General features: G+C 54.2%; 17 protein-coding genes. 3 read left to right on the forward strand and 14 right to left on the reverse strand.

From position 1 onward, the window contains the following. Positions 1-17: 17 nt before the first annotated feature. The 6 genes from urtA to DES37_RS06480 all read right to left on the reverse strand — a co-directional run bounded on the left by urtA (position 18) and on the right by DES37_RS06480 (position 9,532). Positions 18-1,289, reverse strand: coding sequence for an urea ABC transporter substrate-binding protein (gene urtA / locus DES37_RS06455; protein WP_110025258.1), 1,272 nt, complete (start codon positions 1,287-1,289; stop codon positions 18-20). Between the two features lie 43 nt (positions 1,290-1,332). Then, complete coding sequence (locus DES37_RS06460; RefSeq protein WP_110025259.1) at positions 1,333-2,025, reverse strand: GntR family transcriptional regulator; 693 nt, start codon at positions 2,023-2,025, stop codon at positions 1,333-1,335. Between the two features lie 55 nt (positions 2,026-2,080). Next, entirely contained in the window at positions 2,081-5,704 is a 3,624-nt protein-coding gene (gene uca / locus DES37_RS06465) for an urea carboxylase (protein WP_110025260.1), read from the reverse strand. A 9-nt stretch (positions 5,705-5,713) separates the two neighbouring features. Next, on the reverse strand, positions 5,714-7,528 hold the full coding sequence (gene atzF, locus DES37_RS06470) for an allophanate hydrolase (protein WP_110025261.1): 1,815 nt from the start codon (positions 7,526-7,528) through the stop codon (positions 5,714-5,716). A gap of 340 nt (positions 7,529-7,868) precedes the next feature. After that, the gene (locus tag DES37_RS06475; RefSeq protein WP_110025262.1) at positions 7,869-8,972 is read right to left on the reverse strand and encodes a cobalamin-independent methionine synthase II family protein; all 1,104 of its coding nucleotides are present in this window, start codon (positions 8,970-8,972) and stop codon (positions 7,869-7,871) included. Positions 8,973-9,112: 140 nt separating this feature from the next. Then, positions 9,113-9,532, reverse strand: coding sequence for a rhodanese-like domain-containing protein (locus DES37_RS06480; RefSeq protein ID WP_110025263.1), 420 nt, complete (start codon positions 9,530-9,532; stop codon positions 9,113-9,115). Between the two features lie 68 nt (positions 9,533-9,600). On the opposite strand from DES37_RS06480, the gene ftrA reads away from it, so the two are divergent. From ftrA to ydfZ, 3 genes are all read left to right on the forward strand, one after another. Next, positions 9,601-10,614: a transcriptional regulator FtrA gene (gene ftrA, locus DES37_RS06485; RefSeq protein WP_110025264.1), complete on the forward strand. Its 1,014-nt coding sequence runs from the start codon at positions 9,601-9,603 to the stop codon at positions 10,612-10,614. Between the two features lie 546 nt (positions 10,615-11,160). Continuing rightward, the gene (locus DES37_RS25615; protein ID WP_160173983.1) at positions 11,161-11,310 is read left to right on the forward strand and encodes a hypothetical protein; all 150 of its coding nucleotides are present in this window, start codon (positions 11,161-11,163) and stop codon (positions 11,308-11,310) included. A 534-nt stretch (positions 11,311-11,844) separates the two neighbouring features. Then, positions 11,845-12,048: a putative selenium delivery protein YdfZ gene (gene ydfZ, locus DES37_RS06490; protein WP_036113392.1), complete on the forward strand. Its 204-nt coding sequence runs from the start codon at positions 11,845-11,847 to the stop codon at positions 12,046-12,048. 227 nt (positions 12,049-12,275) lie between these two features. On the opposite strand, the gene DES37_RS06495 is transcribed toward ydfZ, so the two are convergent. The 8 genes from DES37_RS06495 to tli1a (DES37_RS06530) all read right to left on the reverse strand — a co-directional run bounded on the left by DES37_RS06495 (position 12,276) and on the right by tli1a (DES37_RS06530) (position 21,594). Then, the gene (locus DES37_RS06495; protein ID WP_110025265.1) at positions 12,276-12,917 is read right to left on the reverse strand and encodes a glutathione S-transferase family protein; all 642 of its coding nucleotides are present in this window, start codon (positions 12,915-12,917) and stop codon (positions 12,276-12,278) included. Between the two features lie 211 nt (positions 12,918-13,128). After that, a complete protein-coding gene (locus DES37_RS06500) occupies positions 13,129-13,347 on the reverse strand; it encodes a hypothetical protein (protein ID WP_110025266.1) in 219 nt (72 codons plus the stop codon). A gap of 26 nt (positions 13,348-13,373) precedes the next feature. Then, positions 13,374-16,763: an ImcF-related family protein gene (locus DES37_RS06505; protein ID WP_110025267.1), complete on the reverse strand. Its 3,390-nt coding sequence runs from the start codon at positions 16,761-16,763 to the stop codon at positions 13,374-13,376. Next, positions 16,756-17,874: a hypothetical protein gene (locus DES37_RS06510; protein WP_110025268.1), complete on the reverse strand. Its 1,119-nt coding sequence runs from the start codon at positions 17,872-17,874 to the stop codon at positions 16,756-16,758. The genes DES37_RS06505 and DES37_RS06510 overlap by 8 nt, the downstream gene beginning before the upstream one ends. Further along, the gene (locus DES37_RS06515; RefSeq protein ID WP_064593479.1) at positions 17,871-18,128 is read right to left on the reverse strand and encodes a PAAR domain-containing protein; all 258 of its coding nucleotides are present in this window, start codon (positions 18,126-18,128) and stop codon (positions 17,871-17,873) included. The genes DES37_RS06510 and DES37_RS06515 overlap by 4 nt, the downstream gene beginning before the upstream one ends. Positions 18,129-18,179: 51 nt before the next feature. Continuing rightward, positions 18,180-20,501 (reverse strand): T6SS phospholipase effector Tle1-like catalytic domain-containing protein, encoded by a 2,322-nt coding sequence (locus DES37_RS06520; protein ID WP_110025269.1) that lies wholly within the window; start codon positions 20,499-20,501, stop codon positions 18,180-18,182. Further along, positions 20,489-20,992 carry a Tli1a family immunity protein gene (gene tli1a / locus DES37_RS06525; RefSeq protein ID WP_110025270.1) on the reverse strand — a complete coding sequence of 168 codons (504 nt, stop codon included), beginning with the start codon at positions 20,990-20,992 and terminating at the stop codon, positions 20,489-20,491. The genes DES37_RS06520 and tli1a (DES37_RS06525) overlap by 13 nt, the downstream gene beginning before the upstream one ends. 68 nt (positions 20,993-21,060) lie before the next feature. Further along, positions 21,061-21,594 (reverse strand): Tli1a family immunity protein, encoded by a 534-nt coding sequence (gene tli1a / locus DES37_RS06530; RefSeq protein WP_110025271.1) that lies wholly within the window; start codon positions 21,592-21,594, stop codon positions 21,061-21,063. Positions 21,595-21,618 lie beyond the last annotated feature (24 nt).

A 21,618-nucleotide genomic window follows, 5' to 3' on the forward strand; every position in this document is an offset into this window, starting at 1 on the left:
TCCGGGAGGAGAAAACGTTATTTACCCGTTGATTTGACAGGGTAATCCGGCTTGTTTTCATTCCCAGGGATATAGGGACTCCAGGGTTGTGCACGTACAGGTTTATCCGTCTGCCACACCACGTTGAACTGCCCGTCACTTTCAATCTCACCGATCATGACTGGTTTATGCAGGTGGTGGTTGGTGGCATCCATGGTCAGTGTGTAACCCGATGGCGCGTTAAAGGTTTGCCCGGCCATTGCCGCACGCACTTTATCCACATCGGTGGTACCGGCTTTTTCTACCGCCTGTGCCCACATATGCATACCTACCCAGGTTGCTTCCATCGGGTCATTGGTGACCACTGTGTCGGCATTTGGCAGGTTGTGAGATTTGGCGTAAGCCTTCCACTCAGCGACAAATTTTTTGTTGGTTGGGTTATCCAGCGATTCGAAGTAGTTCCAGGCCGCCAGGTTGCCCACCAGTGGTTTCGTGTCAATACCACGCAGTTCTTCTTCGCCAACGGAGAAAGCGACAACCGGGATATCGGTCGCTTTCACACCCTGGTTTGCCAGCTCTTTATAGAACGGCACGTTGGAATCACCATTGATGGTGGAGATAACCGCTGTTTTCCCGCCTGCGGCGAATTTTTTAATATTGGCAACAATGGTCTGGTAATCGCTGTAACCAAATGGGGTATACACTTCTTCGATGTCTTTATCCTGCACCCCTTTGCTGTGCAGGTAGTTACGCAGGATTTTATTGGTGGTGCGCGGGTAAACGTAATCAGTGCCCAGCAGGAAGAAACGTTTGGCCGCACCACCATCTTCACTCATCAGGTACTGAACAGCCGGAATGGCCTGCTGGTTAGGTGCCGCACCGGTATAAAAGACGTTAGGTGACATTTCTTCACCTTCGTACTGTACCGGATAAAACAGCAGGCCATTCAGTTCTTCAAATACCGGCAACACTGATTTGCGGGACACCGATGTCCAGCAGCCAAATACCACAGCCACTTTATCCTGGGTCAGTAACTGGCGGGCTTTTTCAGCAAACAATGGCCAGTTAGATGCCGGGTCAACCACCACGGGTTCCAGTTTTTTACCCAGGACACCGCCGTGGGCATTGATGTCATCGATACTCATCAACGCCATATTCTTCAGTGGCGTTTCTGAAATCGCCATTGTGCCAGACAAAGAGTGCAAAATACCGACCTTGATGGTATCAGCGGCATAAGCGTTAAACGCCAAACCCATGCTGATAACGGATGCGGATAAGGCAAAAGCTTTTAACAGAGTACGACGGTGCATAAATTCACTCCTGATGAATAAAGGTCCGCGGCAATGCCGCATTTCAAAGCTTCTGCTGCCGCGCCTGGTGCAGCGTATGAAGCGTTATCGTACGAACTTCTTTCTGGCTTTGTGCAATATGCTGCTGTAGTCGGTTTTGGGCCTCCTCGGTTTCGCGCGCCATAATGGCCCGCAAAATAGCGCCGTGCTCAGCGTAAGTTGCCTCCACACGGGGTGTCTTGGTGAAGTCCATACGCCGGACTATGCGAATCTTCTCTGTGACATCCCGGTGTACCCGGGCCATCTCCGGGTTCCCGGCGGCCATGACCAGATCCATATGGAACTGCTCGTCATAGCGAGCCACTTCCTGGCCGTCAGGGAGTGGCGGGGAATCCGTCCAGAATGTTTTCAGTGCCAGCAGAATATCTGGCTGGCTACCGGGCGGCAGTGCGCATAAACGCTTCACTGCCTCCAGTTCCAGCACGACTCGCAGGTCGTAAAGCGATTCCAGGTAATCAAAATCAATGTGTTTTACCTGCCAGCCACTGCGCGGCTGGACTGCGACATACCCTTCCTGCTCCAGTGCGTACAAAGCCTGGCGGACCGGTGTGCGGCTCGCGCCCATCCGCGCAGCGATTTCACTTTCGCTGAAGCGGTCACCGGGAAGCAGGCGGAAATCAAAAATATCCTGCTTCAGTTGGTGATAAATCCGTTCCGCCTGCCCCTGGGTTCGCGGGGCTTTGTTGATAGTTGTCATGTGGGTACAGTTCTCTTTTTTACCGCGGTGCCACCAGTGCCCGCGGCGTCTTCACTTAACTGGCGTTATCCAGCCAGAGTAATGCATCGCCTGGTGCCACAGGCCGCCCTTGCTGGCAACTGATACGGATAACTTCGCCGTCACAAGGTGCTTCCACCATCAGTTCCATCTTCATGGCTTCCACCACAATCAGCGGTTCACCCTGTTTCACTTTCTGGCCCGGTTCGACCAGAATTTTCCAGATATTGCCATTGAGGTCTGCGCTCACCAGGTGGCCGTCAACTTCCTCATCATCCACTGGGACGGCCAGGGTTTCCGCCACTGTTTCGTCTTCCATCTGGTTTTGCCAGTGCACCACTTCAGAGGCGAAAGCCGCCTGCTGGCGAGTGCGGAAATCCGCGATATCCACGGCGTTATCCGCCAGGAACCGGGTGTATTCAGCAAAATCAAAGGTGCTCTCTTCTACTCGCACGGTGGCAAGGCCTTCACGGAAGGCATCGCGGAATTCGGTAAGCTCGGTTTCGCTTACCGGGTAGAAGCGCACCTGGTCGAAGAATTTCAGTAACCAGGGCTCATCACCAAACTGACTGTTTTTGAGGAACTTGTTCCAGATAGGCACGGTACGCCCGACCAGTTGATAGCCCCCCGGGGAATCCATGCCGTAGATGCACATATACATGCCACCGATCCCCACAGTGCCCTCAGCCGTCCAGGTACGTGCAGGGTTATATTTGGAACTCAACAGGCGGTGGCGCGGGTCTACAGGTACTGCGCAAGGGGCTCCGAGGTAAACATCCCCCAGGCCAAGCACCAGGTAGCTGGCGTCAAAAATAATGTTTTTGACTTCATCGCGGTGCGCCAGACCGTTGGCGCGCTGAATAAAGTCCACGTTATTTGGCAACCAGGGAGCCTGCTGGCGAACTGTTTGCTGATAGCGCTCAACCGCACCCAGCGTGGCGCTGTCTTCGAAGGCCATAGGCAGATAAACAATACGCGACGGAATACGCAGTTTACTGACATCGCCCAGTTGCGCTTCCAGCTCCAGTAGCAAGGCCATTAGCTGGCTTTGTGATATGCGCTGGGCGTCGTAACGCACCTGCAGTGAACGCACTCCTGGTGAAAGCTCTTCGATACCCGGCTGGCCGCTGGCGCGCAGGGCTTCCATCAGCAAGTGCACCCGCAGGCGCAAAGCCAGGTCGAGAACGTTGTCGCCATACTCAATCAGGATGTAGTTATCACCGGCCTGGCGCCAGACGGCTGCCGGGATATCGCCCTGTGCCGGTTGTTCAGCAAGGATTGCCGCACTGCTGGTTTTCCCCGGGCTGATTGCCGGGTGCCGGTCCGGCAAGGTGCTGGCGGCACACAAATTAGTGACTGCCACCTGGCGGGCGATGTCCAGAGACTGGGCATGTTCAAAATTGATGGCGTGAAAGCGAATTTTATCGCCGGGTTTCACCTGACCCACTTTCCACAACTCAGCCCGGGCGATGGTGACCGGGCACACAAACCCACCAAGGCTTGGTCCGTCCCGGGTGAGGATCACCGGGAAGTCGCCGGTGAAGTTAATCGCGCCAATGGCATATTCGCAGTCATGTACGTTGGAAGGATGCAGTCCAGCCTCACCGCCATCGGCACGCGTCCATTCTGGTTTGGGGCCCATCAGGCGGACACCCAGCCGGTTGGAGTTGTAATGGACTTCCCACTCACTGCTGAAAAAGGTTTCCATCGATTCCGGTGTAAAGAAATCGGGTGCACCATGAGGGCCATACAGCACGCCGATATCCCACACGGTATCGTACTCGGGAATAAGCGCAGGCTCCGGAACCTGAGGTAAACCGATGGGCGCAGGCGTTGTACATGCCGGTAAATCCGGCTGGGAAATCGCCAGCGTATCTGCAACGCGCAGGGTGCGCCCGCCATGGCCACCAAACTGGCCCAGGGCAAATGTTGAACGGCTGCCCAGATAAACCGGCACATCCAGGCCATTACGCACAGCCAGATAGGTACGGCACCCTGTGCTGGCGCGGCCCAGTGACAGAACCTGGCCTGCTTTCACCACGATGGGTTGCCATAAAGCAACGGGTTTGTCATCCAGCGTCGCCGGGCAATTTGCTCCGGTAAGGGCAATGACTGCATCACAATGGAAACGCAGCGTTGGCCCCAACAAAGTAAATTCCAGACCTGCGGCTGACGGGTGGTTACCCACAATACGGTTGGCTAACTGGAAAGCGTAATCATCCATTGGGCCTGACGGCGGAACACCAATATCCCAGTAGCCAGTCCTTCCCGGGTAATCCTGTACACTGCTCCAGGTGCCAGGTTGCAGCACTTCAATAACATGCGGCTGCCACTCAACGCTGTCCAGCAAACGGGTCCACATCACACCGGCAGTAAACTCCGGCAGAGTAATAATCTGGCGCAGCCAGTCCAGGTTGGTGGCGATACCCTGTAACCGGGTCGCGTCCAGCGCGTTCTGGAGTTTTGCCAGCGCCTGGTGGCGATCTGCCCCATGCACAATGATTTTGGCGATCATCGGGTCATAGAAGGCACTGACTTCGCTACCCGAAGATACCCAGCCATCAACCCGAATCCCTTCAGGGAAAAAGACATCTGTCAGCACGCCCGGTGAGGGCTGGAAGTTTTTTAAGGCATCTTCTGCATAGACACGGACTTCAATAGCCGCGCCTTGCGGTGCCCGGGCCATAGCCTGCCAGTCTGGCGCTTTCCCCGCAGCCAGCGTAACCATCGCGTCTACCAGATCCACCCCGGTAACCATTTCAGTTATTGGGTGTTCTACCTGCAGACGGGTGTTTACTTCCAGGAACCAGAAAGCATCAGTAGCAGCATCGTAGATAAACTCAACCGTACCGGCACTGCGGTAATTAACCTGCTGGCCCAGAGCAACAGCGGCGGCATGCAATGCTTCCCGGGTGCGTTGCGGCAGGTTCGGGGCGGGTGTTTCTTCAACCACTTTTTGGTTACGGCGTTGCAGCGAGCAATCGCGCTCGCCCAGCGCTACAACATGGCCTTTACCATCGCCAAAGATTTGCACTTCAATATGGCGTGCCTTTGCAATAAAACGCTCCAGAAACACGCCGTCATCACCAAAAAATTGCGCCCCCATGCGTTTCACGCTGGCCCAGGTTTCGCTCAGGGCTTCAGGGGTTTCACAGCAACTCAGGCCAATCCCGCCGCCACCTGCGGTAGTTTTGAGCATAACCGGGTAGCCAATCTCTTGTGCGGCGACCAGGGCACTGTCGAGGGTTTGTAGCAGGCCGGTACCGGGAGTCATGGGCAAACCCGCAGCCTGTGCCAGTTCACGTGCCCGGTGTTTCAGGCCGAAGTCGGCAATTTGTTGTGCTGTCGGGCCGATAAATACCAGGCCTGCTTCGTCGCAGGCAGTGGCGAATTCTGCCCGCTCAGACAAGAAGCCATAGCCCGGGAAAATAGCCTGCGCACCGGTTGCTTTTGCCGCTGCCACTATTTTGTCAATGTTCAGGTAGGTATCACTGGCTTTCTCGCCAGTCAACGCGACAGCTTCGTCCGCTTCATGCACATGCGGCGCATTGCGGTCAGCTTCGGAATACACAGCAACACTGCGTACGCCCATCTTTTTTAATGTGCGGATCGCCCGGCAGGCGATCTCACCCCGATTCGCTATCAGTACCGTGTTAAACATGCGTCCTCCTCAGGCACGATTTTGGTGAGCAAGCCAGGCTTTCCAGCCACCCCATTGCGTAATATCTGTGGCGGCGCCAAGCGCCTGAGGCTCACAGATAAACCCTTTCACGACCCGGCCATCTGCAAGCGTGACACTGCCGATGCCCAGCGGGGCCGGAACTTCAGCCACAAACTCGCCAAAACGCGCCAGCGGCACATCCCATAACTCAACAATAATGGCGTTGCCCTGCTCTGCCCGCGCCAGCCCGGGCTTAGCCGGAACCTGGCCTGCCAGCGCATACAGGCGGTAATCACCCGCAGTGACAGTCTCTTCAACAAACACCGCATCGCGGGTGGTGAGTTGGTGGTTAAGCGGCATACCACGCAGGTGTGCGCCAACAACGGCCAGGCGCACATAGCTGCCCGGCAAGGTGGGCGCAATGGGTGCTGCAGCCGTTAATGGGCGGCCAGTTGCGCCGAGAGTGAGCGCCTGTTGTTGCTGCCACTGGCGGGCGAATGCAACCAGTGCAAGGTCATACCAGGCAGGCGCGATAAGCGTGATGCCGAAGGGTAAACCGTCCTGACGGAACCCGGCGGGTACGGCCAGCGCACTCAGGTCTGCCAGGTTGGTGAAATTGGTGTAAGTACCAAACTGCGAGTTGTAATGAACCGGCTCTTCAGCCATTTCCGCCAGCGTGTGAATGGTTGGTGAAGTGGGTACCACCAGCGCGTCCACTGTTGCTAATACTTGCTGGATTTTGCGTGCCAGCTCTGCTCGGGTGTATTCCGCCTGCCAGGCGTCACAGGCGGTGTAGTCTTTGCCATTTGCCACAATCTGGCGCACGGTTGGGTCCATAGTTTCTGGCCCCTGGTCTAACATGCTCCCTACCGCAACGGTGCGTTCTGCCACCCAGGCACCGTAATAGAGTTGCTCTGCAAGTTGGCGGAACAGCGTAAAATCAATGGGAACCAGTTCCACACCCTGGGCAACCAGTTGTTCCAGGGCCTGTTGCCAGGCCTGTTCACTTTGGCTGTCGCCATAAAACTCACACTGTTCAGGAACGGCAAGACGCGGAGCCGGGCTCAGTTGTGCCGGGGCTGTTCCCGGGTGCGCCCGGGAGTAGGCATCAGCGGCATCATAACCGCCCGCGGCCTGTGCCACTTGCCAGGCATCATCAACAGTCAGAGCAAATACAGAAATGGTGTCATTCAGGCGGCAGGCTGGCACTACCCCCTGCGCGGAGAACCAGCCTTTGGTGGGCTTCAGGCCGACAATATTATTGAAACCGGCTGGTACCCGGCCAGAACCGGCGGTGTCGGTACCCAGCGAAAATGCCGCCAGCCCACGCGCCACAACGGATGCTGAACCTGAGCTGGAGCCCCCGCTGACATAGTCCGGGTTAAATGTGTTCACCACCGCGCCAAAAGGTGAACGGGTACCCACCAGCCCGGTGGCGAACTGGTCCAGATTGGTTTTGCCAATCACCACTGCACCCGCACGCTTCAGGCGGGCAACAACCGTGGCATCAACTTCAGGGTGGTAAAGGAATGCCGGGCAAGCTGCAGTGGTTGGCATCCCCGCTACATCAATATTGTCTTTTACCGCAAATGGCACGCCAAACAGTGGCATATCAACCAGTGTCTTTGAGCCATCCGCCAGTGCATCCAGTAAAACTGCGCACTGGCTAAGAATGTCCTGTTCGCTGGCAAGGTAGATCCAGGCGTTATCCGCCTTATCAAACTGGCTTACATAGCGTGTAAGAAGATCACTGATGACTTGCGGGTTTTGCGCGTACTGCGCCCGCCATTCCGCCAGTGTTTGCCCGTATTCAACTGTACTCATTCCTGGAATCCCATCTGGTATACAAGATGGAATCCCAGTTGCAAATGCAATGCCAGGTATTAATTATTCATTTAATACAAACAGATAGATAAATTCACATTCATTATCTGGTTGAAACACGGTCTGGCGGTGAACAAAACGCACCTGAATTGAACAAACGCAGGGCATGAACGCCCTGGCGCTGTGCACCACGCAGTAAACCATAAGCAAACTGGCTGACCAGCTACCTGAGTATTGATATTTGCTTTGACTGAGAGTGGAACAGGAAAAGATACAGCCCGACATGCGGGCCGTAGTTAATGAAGCTGTATCGTGTGAAGCTGACTGGCAGGAATATGTATTACCAGACCTGGCTGGCAACACGGGTCACCAGGTTTACTTTTTCCCACTGCTGGGCAGAAGTCAGGTTGTTGCCTTCTTCCGTAGAAGCGAAACCACACTGCGGGCTCAGGCAAATTTGCTCTTTAGCAACATATTGCGCCGCCTCTTCAATACGGGCCTTAATTGCCTGTGGATTTTCCAGCTCACCATTTTTGGTGGTAATCAGCCCCAGCACAACCTGCTGGTGGCCGGGTTTAATAAAGCGCAATGGCGCGAAATCACCGGAGCGGTCGTTATCGTATTCAAGGAAGAAGGCATCAACATTAACGCTGCCGAACAGCACTTCTGCCACCGGCTCATAACCGCCTTCGGAAATCCAGGTTGAGCGGAAATTTCCCCGGCAGACATGCAGGCCAACCTTTAAATCAGCCGGTTTATCTGCCAGGGCTGTATTCAGGACTCGGGCATAGATGCGCGCCAGTTCATCAGGGTCATCACCGCGAGCGCGGATCTGGCTGCGCTGTTCATCAGAACATAAATACGCCCACACGGTGTCATCAAGTTGCAGGTAGCGGCAGCCTGCGGCATAAAAAGCAGCAATGGCATCACGCCATGTGGTTGCCAGGTCGTCAAAATAAGCATCCAGCTCTGGGTAAACTGTGCGGTCGATTACGTCACGCCCACCACGGAAATGCAGCACGCTTGGGCTGGGAATAGTCATTTTCGCGACCGCGTTGCCACTGATACTTTTCAGGTAACGGAAATCTTCCAGCATTGGGTGGTCGCCAAAGCCTAATTTGCCGGTGACCCGAATACCATGGGCTTTGGTTTGCACACCGTTGAACTGGATACCGTGGTCAGACTCAAAGCGTTCCACACCCTGTAACCCGTCGAAAAAGTCAAAATGCCACCACGCCCGGCGAAACTCCCCATCCGTAACCACGTGTAACCCACAAGCGCATTGCTGCTCCACCACCAGGCGGATAGCTTCATCTTCGCACTGGCGTAATGCTTCTGTGCTGAGAGTCCCTGCGGCAAAAGCTTCGCGAGCCTGCTTAATGGAATCAGGGCGTAAAAAACTGCCTACTACCTCGGCACGAAAGGGAGCTTCTGGGCGTTGCATTGTCTTCTCCTTGTCACAGAAAAGTTTCTTCCCGTGATAATTGTTATTGTTAATTACAGCCATCTGGATGGCTACATGCCCAAAATAATGTCACGCACCTGGATGCACGACAAACGAGAAAATTTCACGCGCCATGAAAATTATTCATGTTCAGCCGAACCGGGCGCTGGCGCAAATGCAAATCCTTCATCTGCCCAGCCAGTGAGGCCGCCAATCATCAATTTAACCGGGTGGCCCAGCGCCGCCAGTTTCATCGCTGCCTGGTCTGCCCCATTGCAGTGGGGCCCGGCACAGTAAACAACAAACAGTGTGCCTTCCGGCCAGCGCGCCATCACTTCAGGCCGAATATCGCGATGGGGCAAATGAACGGCCCCGGGTATATGCCGCCGGGCAAACTGCGCTTCCCCGCCGACAACATGTAACAGTACGAACCCCGGGTCGTCTTCCTGAGAAAGCGCACTGTGTACATCCGCACAATCTGTCTCAAACTGTAGTTTCTGGTGAAACCAGGCCTGAGCCTGGCTGGCTGGTGCGGCCGGATATTGGGTAACGGGATTCATTCATTTACTCCTGTGATGTATGGTATGCACAGATTGCACTGTCCCATTAATTCAGGCCACGCCACTTCATGCCAAATAACGCACTGAATATGACAAAATCCTCACCCCAACAACCGTTGGTTGTTGTACTGGCTTACCAGGGGCTGTGTACCTTTGAGTTTTCTGTCGCAACCGAAGTCTTCGGCCTGCCCCGCCCAGAAATGGGGGAAAACTGGTACCGCTTCGCAGTGGCTGCGCTGGATGAAGGTCCGTTAAGTGCCACAGGCGGCATTCGCATTATGGTGGATGGTGGCCTTGAGCTGTTAGCGCAGGCCGATACCATTATTATTCCAGGCTGGCGCGGTACTGATACCCCGGTGCCACCAGCACTGCTCAATGCCCTGCGCCAGGCTGCAAGCCGTGGATGCCGCCTGGTTTCAATTTGCTCCGGGGTGTTTGTGCTTGCGGCTACCGGCCTGTTGAATGGTGCACAAGCCACCACTCACTGGCGTTATGCCGCTCAATTACAGGCCCGCTACCCGGCAATACGGGTTAATGAACATGTGCTGTATATAGATGAAGGCCAGTGTCTGACTTCGGCCGGGAGTGCTGCAGGGATCGATTTATGCCTGCACCTGGTGCGTAAAGATTACGGCCCACAAGCAGCCAACCTGGTGGCTCAGCGCCTGGTTGTCCCCCCGCACCGCGATGGCGGGCAGGCGCAGTTTATTCCCGCACCGGTAGCCAAAGAATATGAAAGCAGCCGACTGGGTGATTTGTTCGACTATTTGCGCCAGCATCTGCACTGTTCACATAGTGTTGAAGCGCTTGCCAACCGCTGCGGCATGAGTTCACGCACGTTGCTCAGGCGCTTTGCGGATGCCACCGGCACCACGCCTGCGCGCTGGCTATTACAACAACGGCTGCAAAAAGCCAGGCAACTGCTGGAAGAGAGTGATAAACCGGTTGAATACATTGCTCAGGTCGTGGGTTTTGGCACCGCCAGTGTGATGCGGCGCTACTTTCAACAATACCTGAATGTTTCCCCACGCCATTACCGAAAAACCTTTACCGTTCACGATAAACAGGTTCACAAAGCCTAAGGTTTGTTTAACTTTCAGCCGATATAGTAGGTAATACGGTGTTCAGGCACCGTAAGTTCAAACTCACACCGGCTGGAGGCGCATTATGTCCATTGAACTGAGTTATGTATTTGCCGCTGTCGTGCTGTTTGTTGGTGCAGGTTTACTCGCCGCCTGCCTCAGCCACAAATGGAATGACTAATGCAATCTGAATTGTCTCACTGTACTTAGCCGCCCTTTACATTATGTGTAAAGGGCGTTTTTTATTGCCTGCCACTTCACCTACCGGGTAAGAAAAATAGAGGGTATAACGCATTACTCCTGGTACTGAACCTGGTTACTCACTTCGTGGTAAGCCGCCATAATTATCAATTAGTAATATTGGCGAGTTTTAGTTAAAAACACTGTAAATCAGAAAAATAAACTTAAAATTCAAAAACAAAGTATAAATATTTTATTTGATCATCATCACATATTTACCCGGCATTACTGACCATAATTTGCTCACTGACTGCTGTTTAATCCAGCTAACAATATGCCAGCATCATTGCCAAAGAGGAAATCAACATGGGTAGAATAAATAAGGTATTTTATATTTACGATGTTGCCCTGATTTGCATTTCTGTTGTTTGGGTAGCAATGTTATTCGAATCTTCTACGGTTCACCAGTTTATCTACGCCATGGTAAAGCACATTGATTCATGGTTGATAGCCTGAGTAATAAGTTAATAAAATTCGCCACACCAGGTTTTTAATTTACATAAATAAGCAGTTTTATTGTGCAGTGAATTATTGAATTTATTTCTGGCAAACAGAACAACACCAGTAATTATTGTATTTACCTATACTGTGTCTTTTTATTTATTTCCGGCTTTCAGAAATAACTAAAGAGGAATGGCTGACGGGTTATTTGGCTGCCTGAGCAGGCTATCAATATACCCGGTACACCATGCTTTAATTATGTACGATTCATCTTGAGTGTAGCTTTATCCCCTGCAGCGCCTTGCCAGGGGATTTTTTTTACTGCACCTGAAGACTCACGCAAAATTAATGCTTCCCCGTATTCAACAAAATGACTCTGCAGGCCAAAGGCTGCCCCAGCCATGCTAACTATCACGTAATAAAACTTTTGACCCAGGTCAATAAACGCCCAATTTTGTGATTGATGTCGCGTTTTAAGGCGCTCAGAATAGTGGTTGCCGATATATACCGATATCCGTTTTTATCGCGTTTTTAGAGGAGAAAACCACAATGATGACCTATGACCGTAACCGCAACGTAATTACAACTGGCAGCCGTGTAATGATTAATGGCACTGGCCTTACGGGTGTGATTAAAGCGATTCATGCCGATGGGCTGAGTGCTCGTGATTTACGCCGCCAGGCAACGGTAGAAGTGGATGGCGCAGACGGGCAGTTCGCACCTGTTGAACTGATTCGCCTCGGCATGCACTAATTTGTGGTGAATACTGTTGTGGCACAGGCTGCTACAACAGTATTCATGTGACAAAGCGCAGAAACTGGCAATGCGCCCCTTGCTCTCTTTTCTCTGTTATTGCAGGATTCCGCTTTTTACGAGGCATTGAGTTAAATGAGAAAATCCACACTGGTTTTGATTGCCGTCGCTATTGCTGTTTATGCATGGCAATACCTGAAATAACCGAACCCGCTTCTTCCTTTTTTCTACACTGCCCTGAGTTCTTCATACGACACCCGCACATGGTCCAGCCAGGCCTTGCGCTGGTGTAGCCGCTGGTAACAGTCTTCAATTGCCGGAAACACCGGGCGTTCAATGGCAATATCATAGTAACGGTACAGTATGTGGCCGAACTGTATATCAGCAAGGCTGAACTGGTCACCTGCCAGCCACGCGTGGTGTTGCAGTTGTTTTTCCGCGATTGCCATAAAGTGATGTAAGGTTTTTAGTGCCGCAGCAATAGCGGCTTCATCACGCTGAGCCGCAGGGGTACGAACCACTCGCCAGAACACTGGGGCAGTAAAATTGAGGGCAATATTTAGCTTTGCCCACTCTGCCCACTTATCAACCTGCGCCCTTTCGCGGTTGCTGTGCGGCCAGAAATCCTGGGAACCATATTCACAAGCCAGGTAGCGCAGTATGGCGCCGGTTTCCCACAGTGGGTCATTATTGCCATCTTTCACAACAGGCACCGTGCCATTCGGGTTCATCGCCAAAAAATCTGCGGTATCGTTGCCACCAAAGCGATGGCCAATGTCAATACGGTTTACTTGCAGACCAAGTTCACCAATACACCACATTAACGCCTGGACATTCGACGACGTTTTTCTTCCCCATACCGTTAGCATTTTTGCTCCTTAATGATGACTATTGCACAGCGAAAATATGATCAATGACAAATATTTTTACTTTTTGTAACACCTCTTAAGCTTGCCTTAATGTTCAGCACGTAGAGTTAATTGTGTAGCGCGAAGGAATGCTGCCATAAGCAATCTCAGTATTATTTGCGGGAAATGACGATGTCGGCATTTCCCGTTTTCTTTTCTGGTGTTCTGCGGTTCACTCACGCACCACCAGCGCAGCCTGAATCGCATCCGCCAGCCCGGCGATATCCCGGCTCACCAATGCCAGGTTAGGCACTGTACCTGGTGCTGTCGAATTGCCAGTTTCCCCAGAAACTGCGCTTGTTGCCTGCACCAGTTCCAGTGCGGCCTGCACGGCCAGTAACCGCTGCTGCTCTGCCTGCGTTGGCCGTGGACCAAAATAGTTGTCTAACACAGTGCCTCCCGTTTCTGGCTGTGGTTTTACATAACCGGGTCAACAATAAAGATATTTTCAGGTAACTGAAAGCTTCTTAAGGCTAACAGTGCCAGGGGCCCTTTGCCCACTTGCGAACGCAGCACCCACTGTAATTTCACGCCGTCCGGGGCAATAAATGTCACCAGCCAGCGGCTGTTATCCAGTTGTTCATATTGCCCCGTTTCCAGCCAGCGGAGTAACCCCCAGCCACTGGGGTAATCGCCATATAACCGGTTTCCCGCCCCGGCGCGGTGCCATGTCAGTAAGGTACCGGGTTTGTAAGTTTCACCAGGCCAGCGAAATAGCTGCCAGTCTGCCTGCTGGTTAAAATAGCGCAGCTTTTGCCCGTCAATATTAAGTTGCGTTTCCACCACCCCGGGCGATGGCCTTGCCTGGAGTTCAAACTGAACGCCCTGGCCGCCATCAATAAACAGAATATCGGCTATCTCATTAAGCTGGTTAATTGCGGCTAAAAAATCCGGATTAATGCGAACTGCCCGGGAATGCACCGGGTTAAGTACCCAGCGTCGGCTTTCAAGTTTCACAATGCCACCGAGTTCATCGGCCACAAAACGTGCCAGACGCCCGGAATCTTTACGAATAAAGTCCGCCAGCGCGGGCAATGAGGCTTCACCCTGAGCGGTGGTGAAAGGATAACGGCCAGAAAATGTGGCCTGCCATTCTGCCCGTACCGTGCGTTGCCATTGATTATTTAACCCGGCGGCAGAGGGCTGCAAAATACTGTTCCATGCATCATTCATTGGCCCGACAAAAATAGCTTCACCAAACCCCTGCCATTCTTGCCCAAGGCTTGCAGCAAGCAAGTTGCTGTACTGGCGTGTTTCAGTGAAGTCGTGCGGTTGCCCCTGAAACAGGGTTTGCGCCAGCAACTGCATATTCTCCTGAGGGTTGTGCGTATTGATTATTTGCTGCAAGTGCAGCCTGATTCTGGTCACCTGAGTTAGCCACGCCTGTAAACTCAGTGGCTGATTCCCCGTGTCGCCATAAGCCCGGGAATTAATGCCCATCACCTGCAATATGGGCCTGAAGTGTTGTTCGGCACCGCCTGAAGGTAACTGCCGAAGTGTATCAATAGCCACAGGCTCCTGGCCGCCCAGTTTTTCCATTGTGGCCTGAATCAGTGCATCTGGCAGCGAGCGGTTGATTTGCCCGGTTTGCCCCTGAAAAGCGAGGGTATTCAGTAACGCAATCAACGGGGACTGGCGCACATCACTTATCAGTGTTAGCTGGTCGGTTACTTCTGATACCGTTCTGGCAGGCTGGCGTTGCAGGTTATTAAGAAAGTGCTGCCAGGCGCCGGCGAAATCAGCGAAGTAACGTGCCGACAGGCTGGCCTTAAGCGCATCTGCAGATACCGCGCCTGCGCTGGCAGAAGTGTTGTTGTCGCTTAGCACCCAGTCAATTTCTTCCTGCCGGGCCGTTGCTGCACGCGCAATGGCCTGCTGAATACTGCCCTCCCACGCCTGGCGGGTAAATACACCTGGCACGACTTCATTGGAGACAAACACACGCCGGGCATCCGTTCCCTGCGCCATGGTTTCCAGTGTCTGGTCGGGGTAATTGGCGCGGGCATTGCTGATAATCTGGTTATAGAGGTTTTGTTCCGCACTCTGGTGCGCTAACTGCTGCAATAATGCTTCACGAACTTTGGCAACCAGAGTGGTGTCCGGAGAGATTTTCCACTGAGGCCATTGTGCTAAATTCGCCATATAAAAGGCCCACAGATCCGGGGCCAGTGTTTCCCACAGCGCAGGAGATATCCCTGCCGGCGCACCCGAGAAGGATTTCAGTGTCCGGGTATAAAACTGGGTGTCGGCTTTTTCTGGCATCGCCATCATCAACCAGGCTTTAAGCTGGTTGTAACTCTGCCCGGCAAGTGCGGTTCTCCGCGCACTTTCTGGCGGAATTTGGATAAATGCCTGTAAAGGCTCACGTAACTGGCTGGCGGACTGGTCGCGGACCTGCCTGTTGTAGGCCGTGATGTACACAGGCATCAATGCATCCAGTATGCGCGGATTAACATTAAACCCGCCAGGCAGGTACCACGGCGCAAAACGGCTGTTTTTATTCTGGAGCCATTCGATATGGTTACCCAGTGCGTGTAATGCCACCAGTTGCTGGTCGGGTGTGGTTGCCTGAGACTCCAGGGTCTGAATACGTTGTGCTGTGGCCGCCACCGCATGGTAATTCACCATAAACGAAACCAGCAAGCCAACTCCCCAGAGCGCCAGCAGGCCCACCAGCCCGGCCGCCACACCCGTGAACCAAACATTCCCGGGGCGCAGCCCTTTGGTATGGCGGCTTGCCGAAATAAGCCCGGCAAGCCGGGGTGGTAACACCAGCGCATGAGTGAATCCCGCCGTAGAGTTGCCCTTCACACCACTACCTTCTGATACTGACTCATTACAGGTGACCAGGCTGAACATCAACCCGCGGAGTGGAACCCGTGGCTGGGCAGCGTACAACCAGGGTTGCAACTGCTGTTCCCAGTGCGCAATGCCGCCATCCTGCAGTTGCTGGCTAAGGCGCAACAGGAAATCATGGTCCTGGTTTTCAGATACCTGAAGCATTCCCTGAGCACGCAGTACCGGGACCAGATTTTCCAGACGGGTGCGGACTTCTTGTGCGGTTGCCCGTGCCGTGAAGTAAGCGCCGACAGGTTGCTCCTCTCGCCCGAGCTGTGACCATTTGCTGGCACACAGCTGCCATAACCAGACCGGAGGCTGGTAGCGCAGAACCCGGCCAATGTCTTCCAGCATACGCAAATCATTGTCACTGGCCTGTGGTGATAATTGCGCCTCCACACCCAGCACACGCACAATGCCATCCAGTGGCCGCAAGCGCCACAACCGTTGCACAGCGGCAAGGGGCGCCTCATACCCATGCGCACTGCCATCTCCGCCATAGATAAAAACGAGGTGCTCACTTTCAAGCCAGGTTTCCGCCACCAGCCCCGGCAACAATTGTTCCACCGCGTTGTTATCACCGACCACCAACACCAGGCGAACAGAAGAACGCCACCACAGGCGGTGGCGCATTTTGAGCCGGTGGCGAATTTGTTCAGCAAGACGCGCACCGGCTCCGGTGGCTGCACTGAGTGGCGCAGGCTGAAGGCGAGCAGCCTGCCTGATGCGAACCAGCTGCCTGAGTTGCATGCCAAACCATGCCAGAACCATTAGCGATAACAATACCAGCAGTAGCAACCCACTGCGCACCACCACAGAAATGATCACGCTGGTTTCCTGCGAGGCATCGGTGGCGAAATACCAGTACAACACAGCGTATAAAAACACCACCAATACTGCCAGAGCGCCCCCAACCGCCACGGTATACCAGCCAGAATGGCTGCGCTGATTTGCCTTGCCCTTATCCATGATATTTTACTATTCCCAAAGTGAGTTGGTACTGCGGGTCGGTGGCAATCCAGCCACATGAGGTTTGTTGGTGCAGCGCCAGTAATGCAGCGAGTGAGACAGCAATCAGTGGTTCATTTTCCCCGGTTCGCCCCCAATATGGGTCCTGCACATGCCGGGAAAGGTTCCAGCCGCAATGCGCAAAATCCGGGGGTATGGCTGGTGAAAACAACACGCAGTGTTCCGGTGGGTGCGTTAACCCGCTTTGTTGCTGAGCCTGCTGGCATACCTGGCTTGCGGTATGTTCCCCTGGAGAAAACACCTCACCGCGCGCCAGGGTTACTGGCCCTTTGGCGGTGACTTTCCAGAGCAATGCAGATTCACCCGCAGGCTCTGAGCCGCCGCCTGCGGGCACTGAAAGGCAACCGGCGACAAGGAACCATTGCTGATTCTCTTCTGCTGTTAATGCGAAATGGGCAGCCAGCTCTGCCAGAGTGTTCGCCCCTTGCCAGGGTTCTGGGCGCACGGGAAGGCAGAGTGACGGAAATAACAGGCTCACTTCTGCTGAAAATGCCTGCCAGGCAGTTTCACTCCCCTGCCAGTAGCACGATATGGGTGGCCAGTACACCTGACCACTACACTGGGTATGCCACTGGCGCGCAAGCATCTGCGCCAGTTGGGTTTCCCGTTCACCAGGCCGGGAGGAAAACAGCAGGCCATTCGTTATTGTGGTGCTGCAGCCGCTTGCCAGGCCAGGTGGCTGGTTCAGGAAACCTTGCCAGTCTGCCGGTGATATCCCGGCCGGGCCAATCAGTACGACATCCTGCAGCGCAAAAGTTTGTGTGTGGTGTTGCCACCAGGCAGCATATTCCTGGTCTGTGCGATACTGCCAGTCCGCCTGTAAATGTAATGAAGTGCGGTAATACAGTTGGCGGGAAAGCCAGCACAGCAGAACAAGCGCACTGGCAAAGCATGCGGTAACCACTAACAATGTTGGGCTGCGTTTTTCTCCTGCCAGCACCAGGCTTAGAGTGACAGACAGCAATACCAGCGCCATACCAGCCAGCGCCCAGCGGCGGTTTCGGGGTGGAGAGGCAGCCCGGAGTGCGGGGGCAAACTGAAACGCCCTCATTGTGCACACCGGCAATCTGGAGATGAGCTGACCAGGGTGCAACCACAGGCACACCGGTGGCCATGTAATGCTATTGGTACGCCATTTAATGTGGACAGTGTGCTGCCTTCAGCAATCACCGTCAGACCATGCCGGTTACACATTACCGGGTCGCCCACACAGGCAATCCCTTTGCCAAAACAGAGGTTATGCCCGGCCAACACTCTGCCGCCATACTCGAGTAATGTGTCATCCTGGCGAACAATATGCCGCATATTCTTCCCTTGTTATCTGTTGTTCAGTCCGTTTCTGGGCAGCCGCAGAAGCTACCCGATAAATTTCGCGCCAGCACCAGTAATATGCCCGGCAACAGCCTGCATCCTGGCGTCGTGCTCCTCCTGCATCAGCCGGGCATGCCACTGTGCCGCCAGTTCATCCGGGTGGTCATCCACAGCGAGCAACGCGGTGTCTTCAATCACGGTGTATTCGCCGGTCGCCAGGTCTTTTATTTGGTGCCGGTCGGCAACCTGGCCGCGGTTATCCCAGGAAATCACGGTATATTCCACCGCCCGGCCCGGTTCACCCGCGCCAACTACGCGCCCGTCCTGGTAAATCAGGCGTAAGTGCTTGTTAGCGCGCTGCCCAAAGAACAGCATCCGGTAGCGGAAATAGTCACCCCATGGCTCCCGGCTGCCCAGTTCACTTTGCATAAACCAGGCCCGGGAGTCATGAATGTGCTCGTCATACAGCGCCAGTAATTCGGCCCCCGGCATCTCACGGGTTCCGCTGCCCAGTTCATCAGTAAACAGTTGGTGGTACAGCCCGTCACCGGCGGCTTTCATTTGGTCGTACTCCGCTTTTTCATCTTCTCCTTTGAGCATAAATACTGGGTATTTCAGTACGCCATCCAGCATGAACTGCCGGGTTTTACTCCGGTAAGTGCCATTCATAACCCGGTACCACCCGCGGTAATCGTGCTCAAATTCCCGTGCGGCTTCGCGCAACTGGTGCTGTGACTGGGTGGGTTCCCATTTATTGCCCGGCTCCATCTGCCTCTGCCAGCCAGCCTCTTGCCGGTTCACCCGGTTACGCGCCTTGCGCCTTTGCTGCTCGCGTTCTGCCTGTGCCTGCTGAGCCAGTTTTGCCTGCTCCGCATTATGTTGAGGCGCCAGTAGGAAAAAGGGTTGTACCAGCAGGCTGTTACGGGCATAGCGCCCAATGCGCCAGGCGGTTATCCAGCCCAACTGGTTGTTCAATACGTTTTCCAGCACTCGCGGCAGGCGGTAAGGTTGCCAGGCATCTGCATGATCACTGGCAGGTGGGGGGGTATCGGGTAAGGCAGCGGTTTCCAGCAAGGTTGCGCGCCAGAGATTAAAGCGGCGGATGGTTGAAGTCTGAATATCAAACTCAATAAAAGTTTGTTGATTCATATCGTGAGAAGGTTGAATAGAACGAATAAGCGGTGTTATCACTTCCGGTAGTACAGCCAGAGGCGCACCGGCAGCAAAAGCCGCCCGGTATAAATCATGCAGAACAATTTGCGATAACAGCTCGCCATCTCCGCCGCGCGCTTTTCCCTGGTCGCCGGGTGGGTAGCCTCCGCCAACATCGGAATGCATTCCGGGGTAAACCACTTCACGGGTGGCCTGTGGGTAACTGCCATCCGCCCGGCGCACTGAATCCAGCGGGAAGCTCTGGCGTTGCTCATGGGCTGCCACAAAGTGGTCACAGCGCCGCACATAGCCTGGGTAGCGCACTTCATCGGGCAATTGCAGGGTGTTATTCGCCCAGCCCATATGCCCGGTAGCGCCCGGCACCAGGTCTGCCAGGCCTACCGATGCCACGGTATCCAGCAACCCGAGGTAATGCACCCGTACCGGCAGCCCCAGCAATGCCATTTCTGGCGTTTCACCTTCTGCCGGGGGAGTAAACAGCTCTGCCAGCCAGTTAACAAAGGTGCGCGCACTGGCGGCCCCGCGGGAAAAACCGTACACAAACAGCTTAATTGCCAGTGGTTTCGGGCGCACCAGCGCCACCCGCTCACGCAGTGGTGCCAGCAGGTTAGTTATGGCAATACGCCGGTTAACTTCGCCGGTTATTGGCCAGTGGGCGCGCATCTGCGCTAACTGGTTACGGGCAACGTCATCATTCAGGCGATCGCGCCCGGGTGTCAGGGTGTACATCAGCGCATCCACCAGGCGCAACAGCGCCCAGTTAATGCGGTCTTCCCCGCCCCGGGCAAAGGCCAGGCCGGCAGAGCTGTAATCAAACTCGTTGATTTCCGGAAATGGCGTACCCACACCGGGCATGTAGTAACGGAAATAGCCAGAAGATTCAGCATCATGGTATGTGGCATGATACAGGCGGGCAATATTGGACGGGCTGGGGGGCTGTGCTACCTGAGTATCGTGATACTCATTGTTTCCGGTGCCATCAAAAAACAGGCTGATATGCAGGCTCTGGCAGCACACCGGCATTGCCCGCATTCCCTGCTGCTGGTTAACGGCCTGGCGGTGGTGCTGTTCTTCCTGCACTTGTAGCAAGTAATTGCCATTAACGGTCTGTGGCAGTAATGCCAGCCGCCCTGTTTCCGGAAAAGCTGGTGGCGCCCAGCAGGGCTGCGCACCCTGGTGGTTTAATTTGGGCATTGGGCAGGCTCCGGCATATTTAACGGCTCTTTAATCGGGTAATCCGGTGTGCCATAACCCATACATACCGTGGTCACTTTTACCTGGTTACAGGGCAAAAAGTGCACCGTCATACCACAACGCTGTTCCCCATATTCCGGTACCGGCACCACAGCGCTATGGCGGCGGTATTGTGCTGCATGCCGGGCATAGGCTTCTTCTTCATATCCGAACCCCTCCTTTTTAAGAGGAATGATGGCTCGGGGATTGGGATCCACCTCCCACTCAACCAGTGCTTCCATTCCCGGTATCCATTTGCGGGGTAACAGTACACAGCAATACCCGCCTCCCAACCCTGGCGCCGAATAGCCATTCACACCGAATCGGTTAATTACCTGGCCGGCGACATGATTTTTTGCCCGCAAATCCCCGGCGGTATAATCGCCATAACCGGCTCCTGCACACCCGGCCAGTAGCCATAACGGCACCAGCCACACTATTTTTTTATTCATCTCCTGCTCCTGTTGTTGTTCACTGCCCTGTTTGTTCCCTTGGGATAAATCCCGTTCCTGCCCGTGGTTTATCCGTTATGCACCGCGGTATTAACTGCTGCGGCCACCGGGCAGTTTTCCGGCTCCGGCATATTTAACGGCTCTTTAATTGGGTAATCCGGTGTGCCATAACCCATACATACCGTGGTCACTTTTACCTGGTTACAGGGCAAAAAATGCACCGTCATACCACAACGCTGTTCCCCATATTCCGGTACCGCCACCACAGCGCTATGGCGGCGAAAACTGGCTCTGACTTCCGTTGCCCATTTATCAAACTTCTCTCTGTCGGTATAGCCAGGAAACGGTGAGGCTGTTTTTGGATCCACCTCCCACTCAACCAGCACCTCCATTCCCGGGATCCATTTGCGGGGCAACAGCACACAGCAATACCCACCTCCCAGACCGGGTGCCGAATAGCCATTCACACCGAATCGGTTAATTACCTGACCGGCGACATGGTTTTTTGCCCGCAAATCCCCGGCGGTATAATCGCCATAACCGGCCCCGGCACACCCGGCCAGTAGCCATAACGGCACCAGCCACACTGCTTTTTTATTCATCTGCTGCTCCTGCTGTTGTTCACT

The sequence above is a fragment of the Mangrovibacter plantisponsor genome, from assembly GCF_003182475.1.
GTDB lineage: Bacteria > Pseudomonadota > Gammaproteobacteria > Enterobacterales > Enterobacteriaceae > Mangrovibacter > Mangrovibacter plantisponsor.

Bases quoted from the DNA above. Each gene is read 5' to 3' on its own strand.
- urtA (WP_110025258.1), bottom strand. From the start codon at position 1,289: ATGCACCGTCGTACTCTGTTAAAAGCTTTTGCCTTATCCGCATCCGTT.
- DES37_RS06460 (WP_110025259.1), bottom strand. From the start codon at position 2,025: ATGACAACTATCAACAAAGCCCCGCGAACCCAGGGGCAGGCGGAACGG.
- uca (WP_110025260.1), bottom strand. From the start codon at position 5,704: ATGTTTAACACGGTACTGATAGCGAATCGGGGTGAGATCGCCTGCCGG.
- atzF (WP_110025261.1), bottom strand. From the start codon at position 7,528: ATGAGTACAGTTGAATACGGGCAAACACTGGCGGAATGGCGGGCGCAG.
- DES37_RS06475 (WP_110025262.1), bottom strand. From the start codon at position 8,972: ATGCAACGCCCAGAAGCTCCCTTTCGTGCCGAGGTAGTAGGCAGTTTT.
- DES37_RS06480 (WP_110025263.1), bottom strand. From the start codon at position 9,532: ATGAATCCCGTTACCCAATATCCGGCCGCACCAGCCAGCCAGGCTCAG.
- ftrA (WP_110025264.1), top strand. From the start codon at position 9,601: ATGCCAAATAACGCACTGAATATGACAAAATCCTCACCCCAACAACCG.
- DES37_RS25615 (WP_160173983.1), top strand. From the start codon at position 11,161: ATGGGTAGAATAAATAAGGTATTTTATATTTACGATGTTGCCCTGATT.
- ydfZ (WP_036113392.1), top strand. From the start codon at position 11,845: ATGATGACCTATGACCGTAACCGCAACGTAATTACAACTGGCAGCCGT.
- DES37_RS06495 (WP_110025265.1), bottom strand. From the start codon at position 12,917: ATGCTAACGGTATGGGGAAGAAAAACGTCGTCGAATGTCCAGGCGTTA.
- DES37_RS06505 (WP_110025267.1), bottom strand. From the start codon at position 16,763: ATGGATAAGGGCAAGGCAAATCAGCGCAGCCATTCTGGCTGGTATACC.
- DES37_RS06510 (WP_110025268.1), bottom strand. From the start codon at position 17,874: ATGAGGGCGTTTCAGTTTGCCCCCGCACTCCGGGCTGCCTCTCCACCC.
- DES37_RS06515 (WP_064593479.1), bottom strand. From the start codon at position 18,128: ATGCGGCATATTGTTCGCCAGGATGACACATTACTCGAGTATGGCGGC.
- DES37_RS06520 (WP_110025269.1), bottom strand. From the start codon at position 20,501: ATGCCCAAATTAAACCACCAGGGTGCGCAGCCCTGCTGGGCGCCACCA.
- tli1a (WP_110025270.1), bottom strand. From the start codon at position 20,992: ATGAATAAAAAAATAGTGTGGCTGGTGCCGTTATGGCTACTGGCCGGG.
- tli1a (WP_110025271.1), bottom strand. From the start codon at position 21,594: ATGAATAAAAAAGCAGTGTGGCTGGTGCCGTTATGGCTACTGGCCGGG.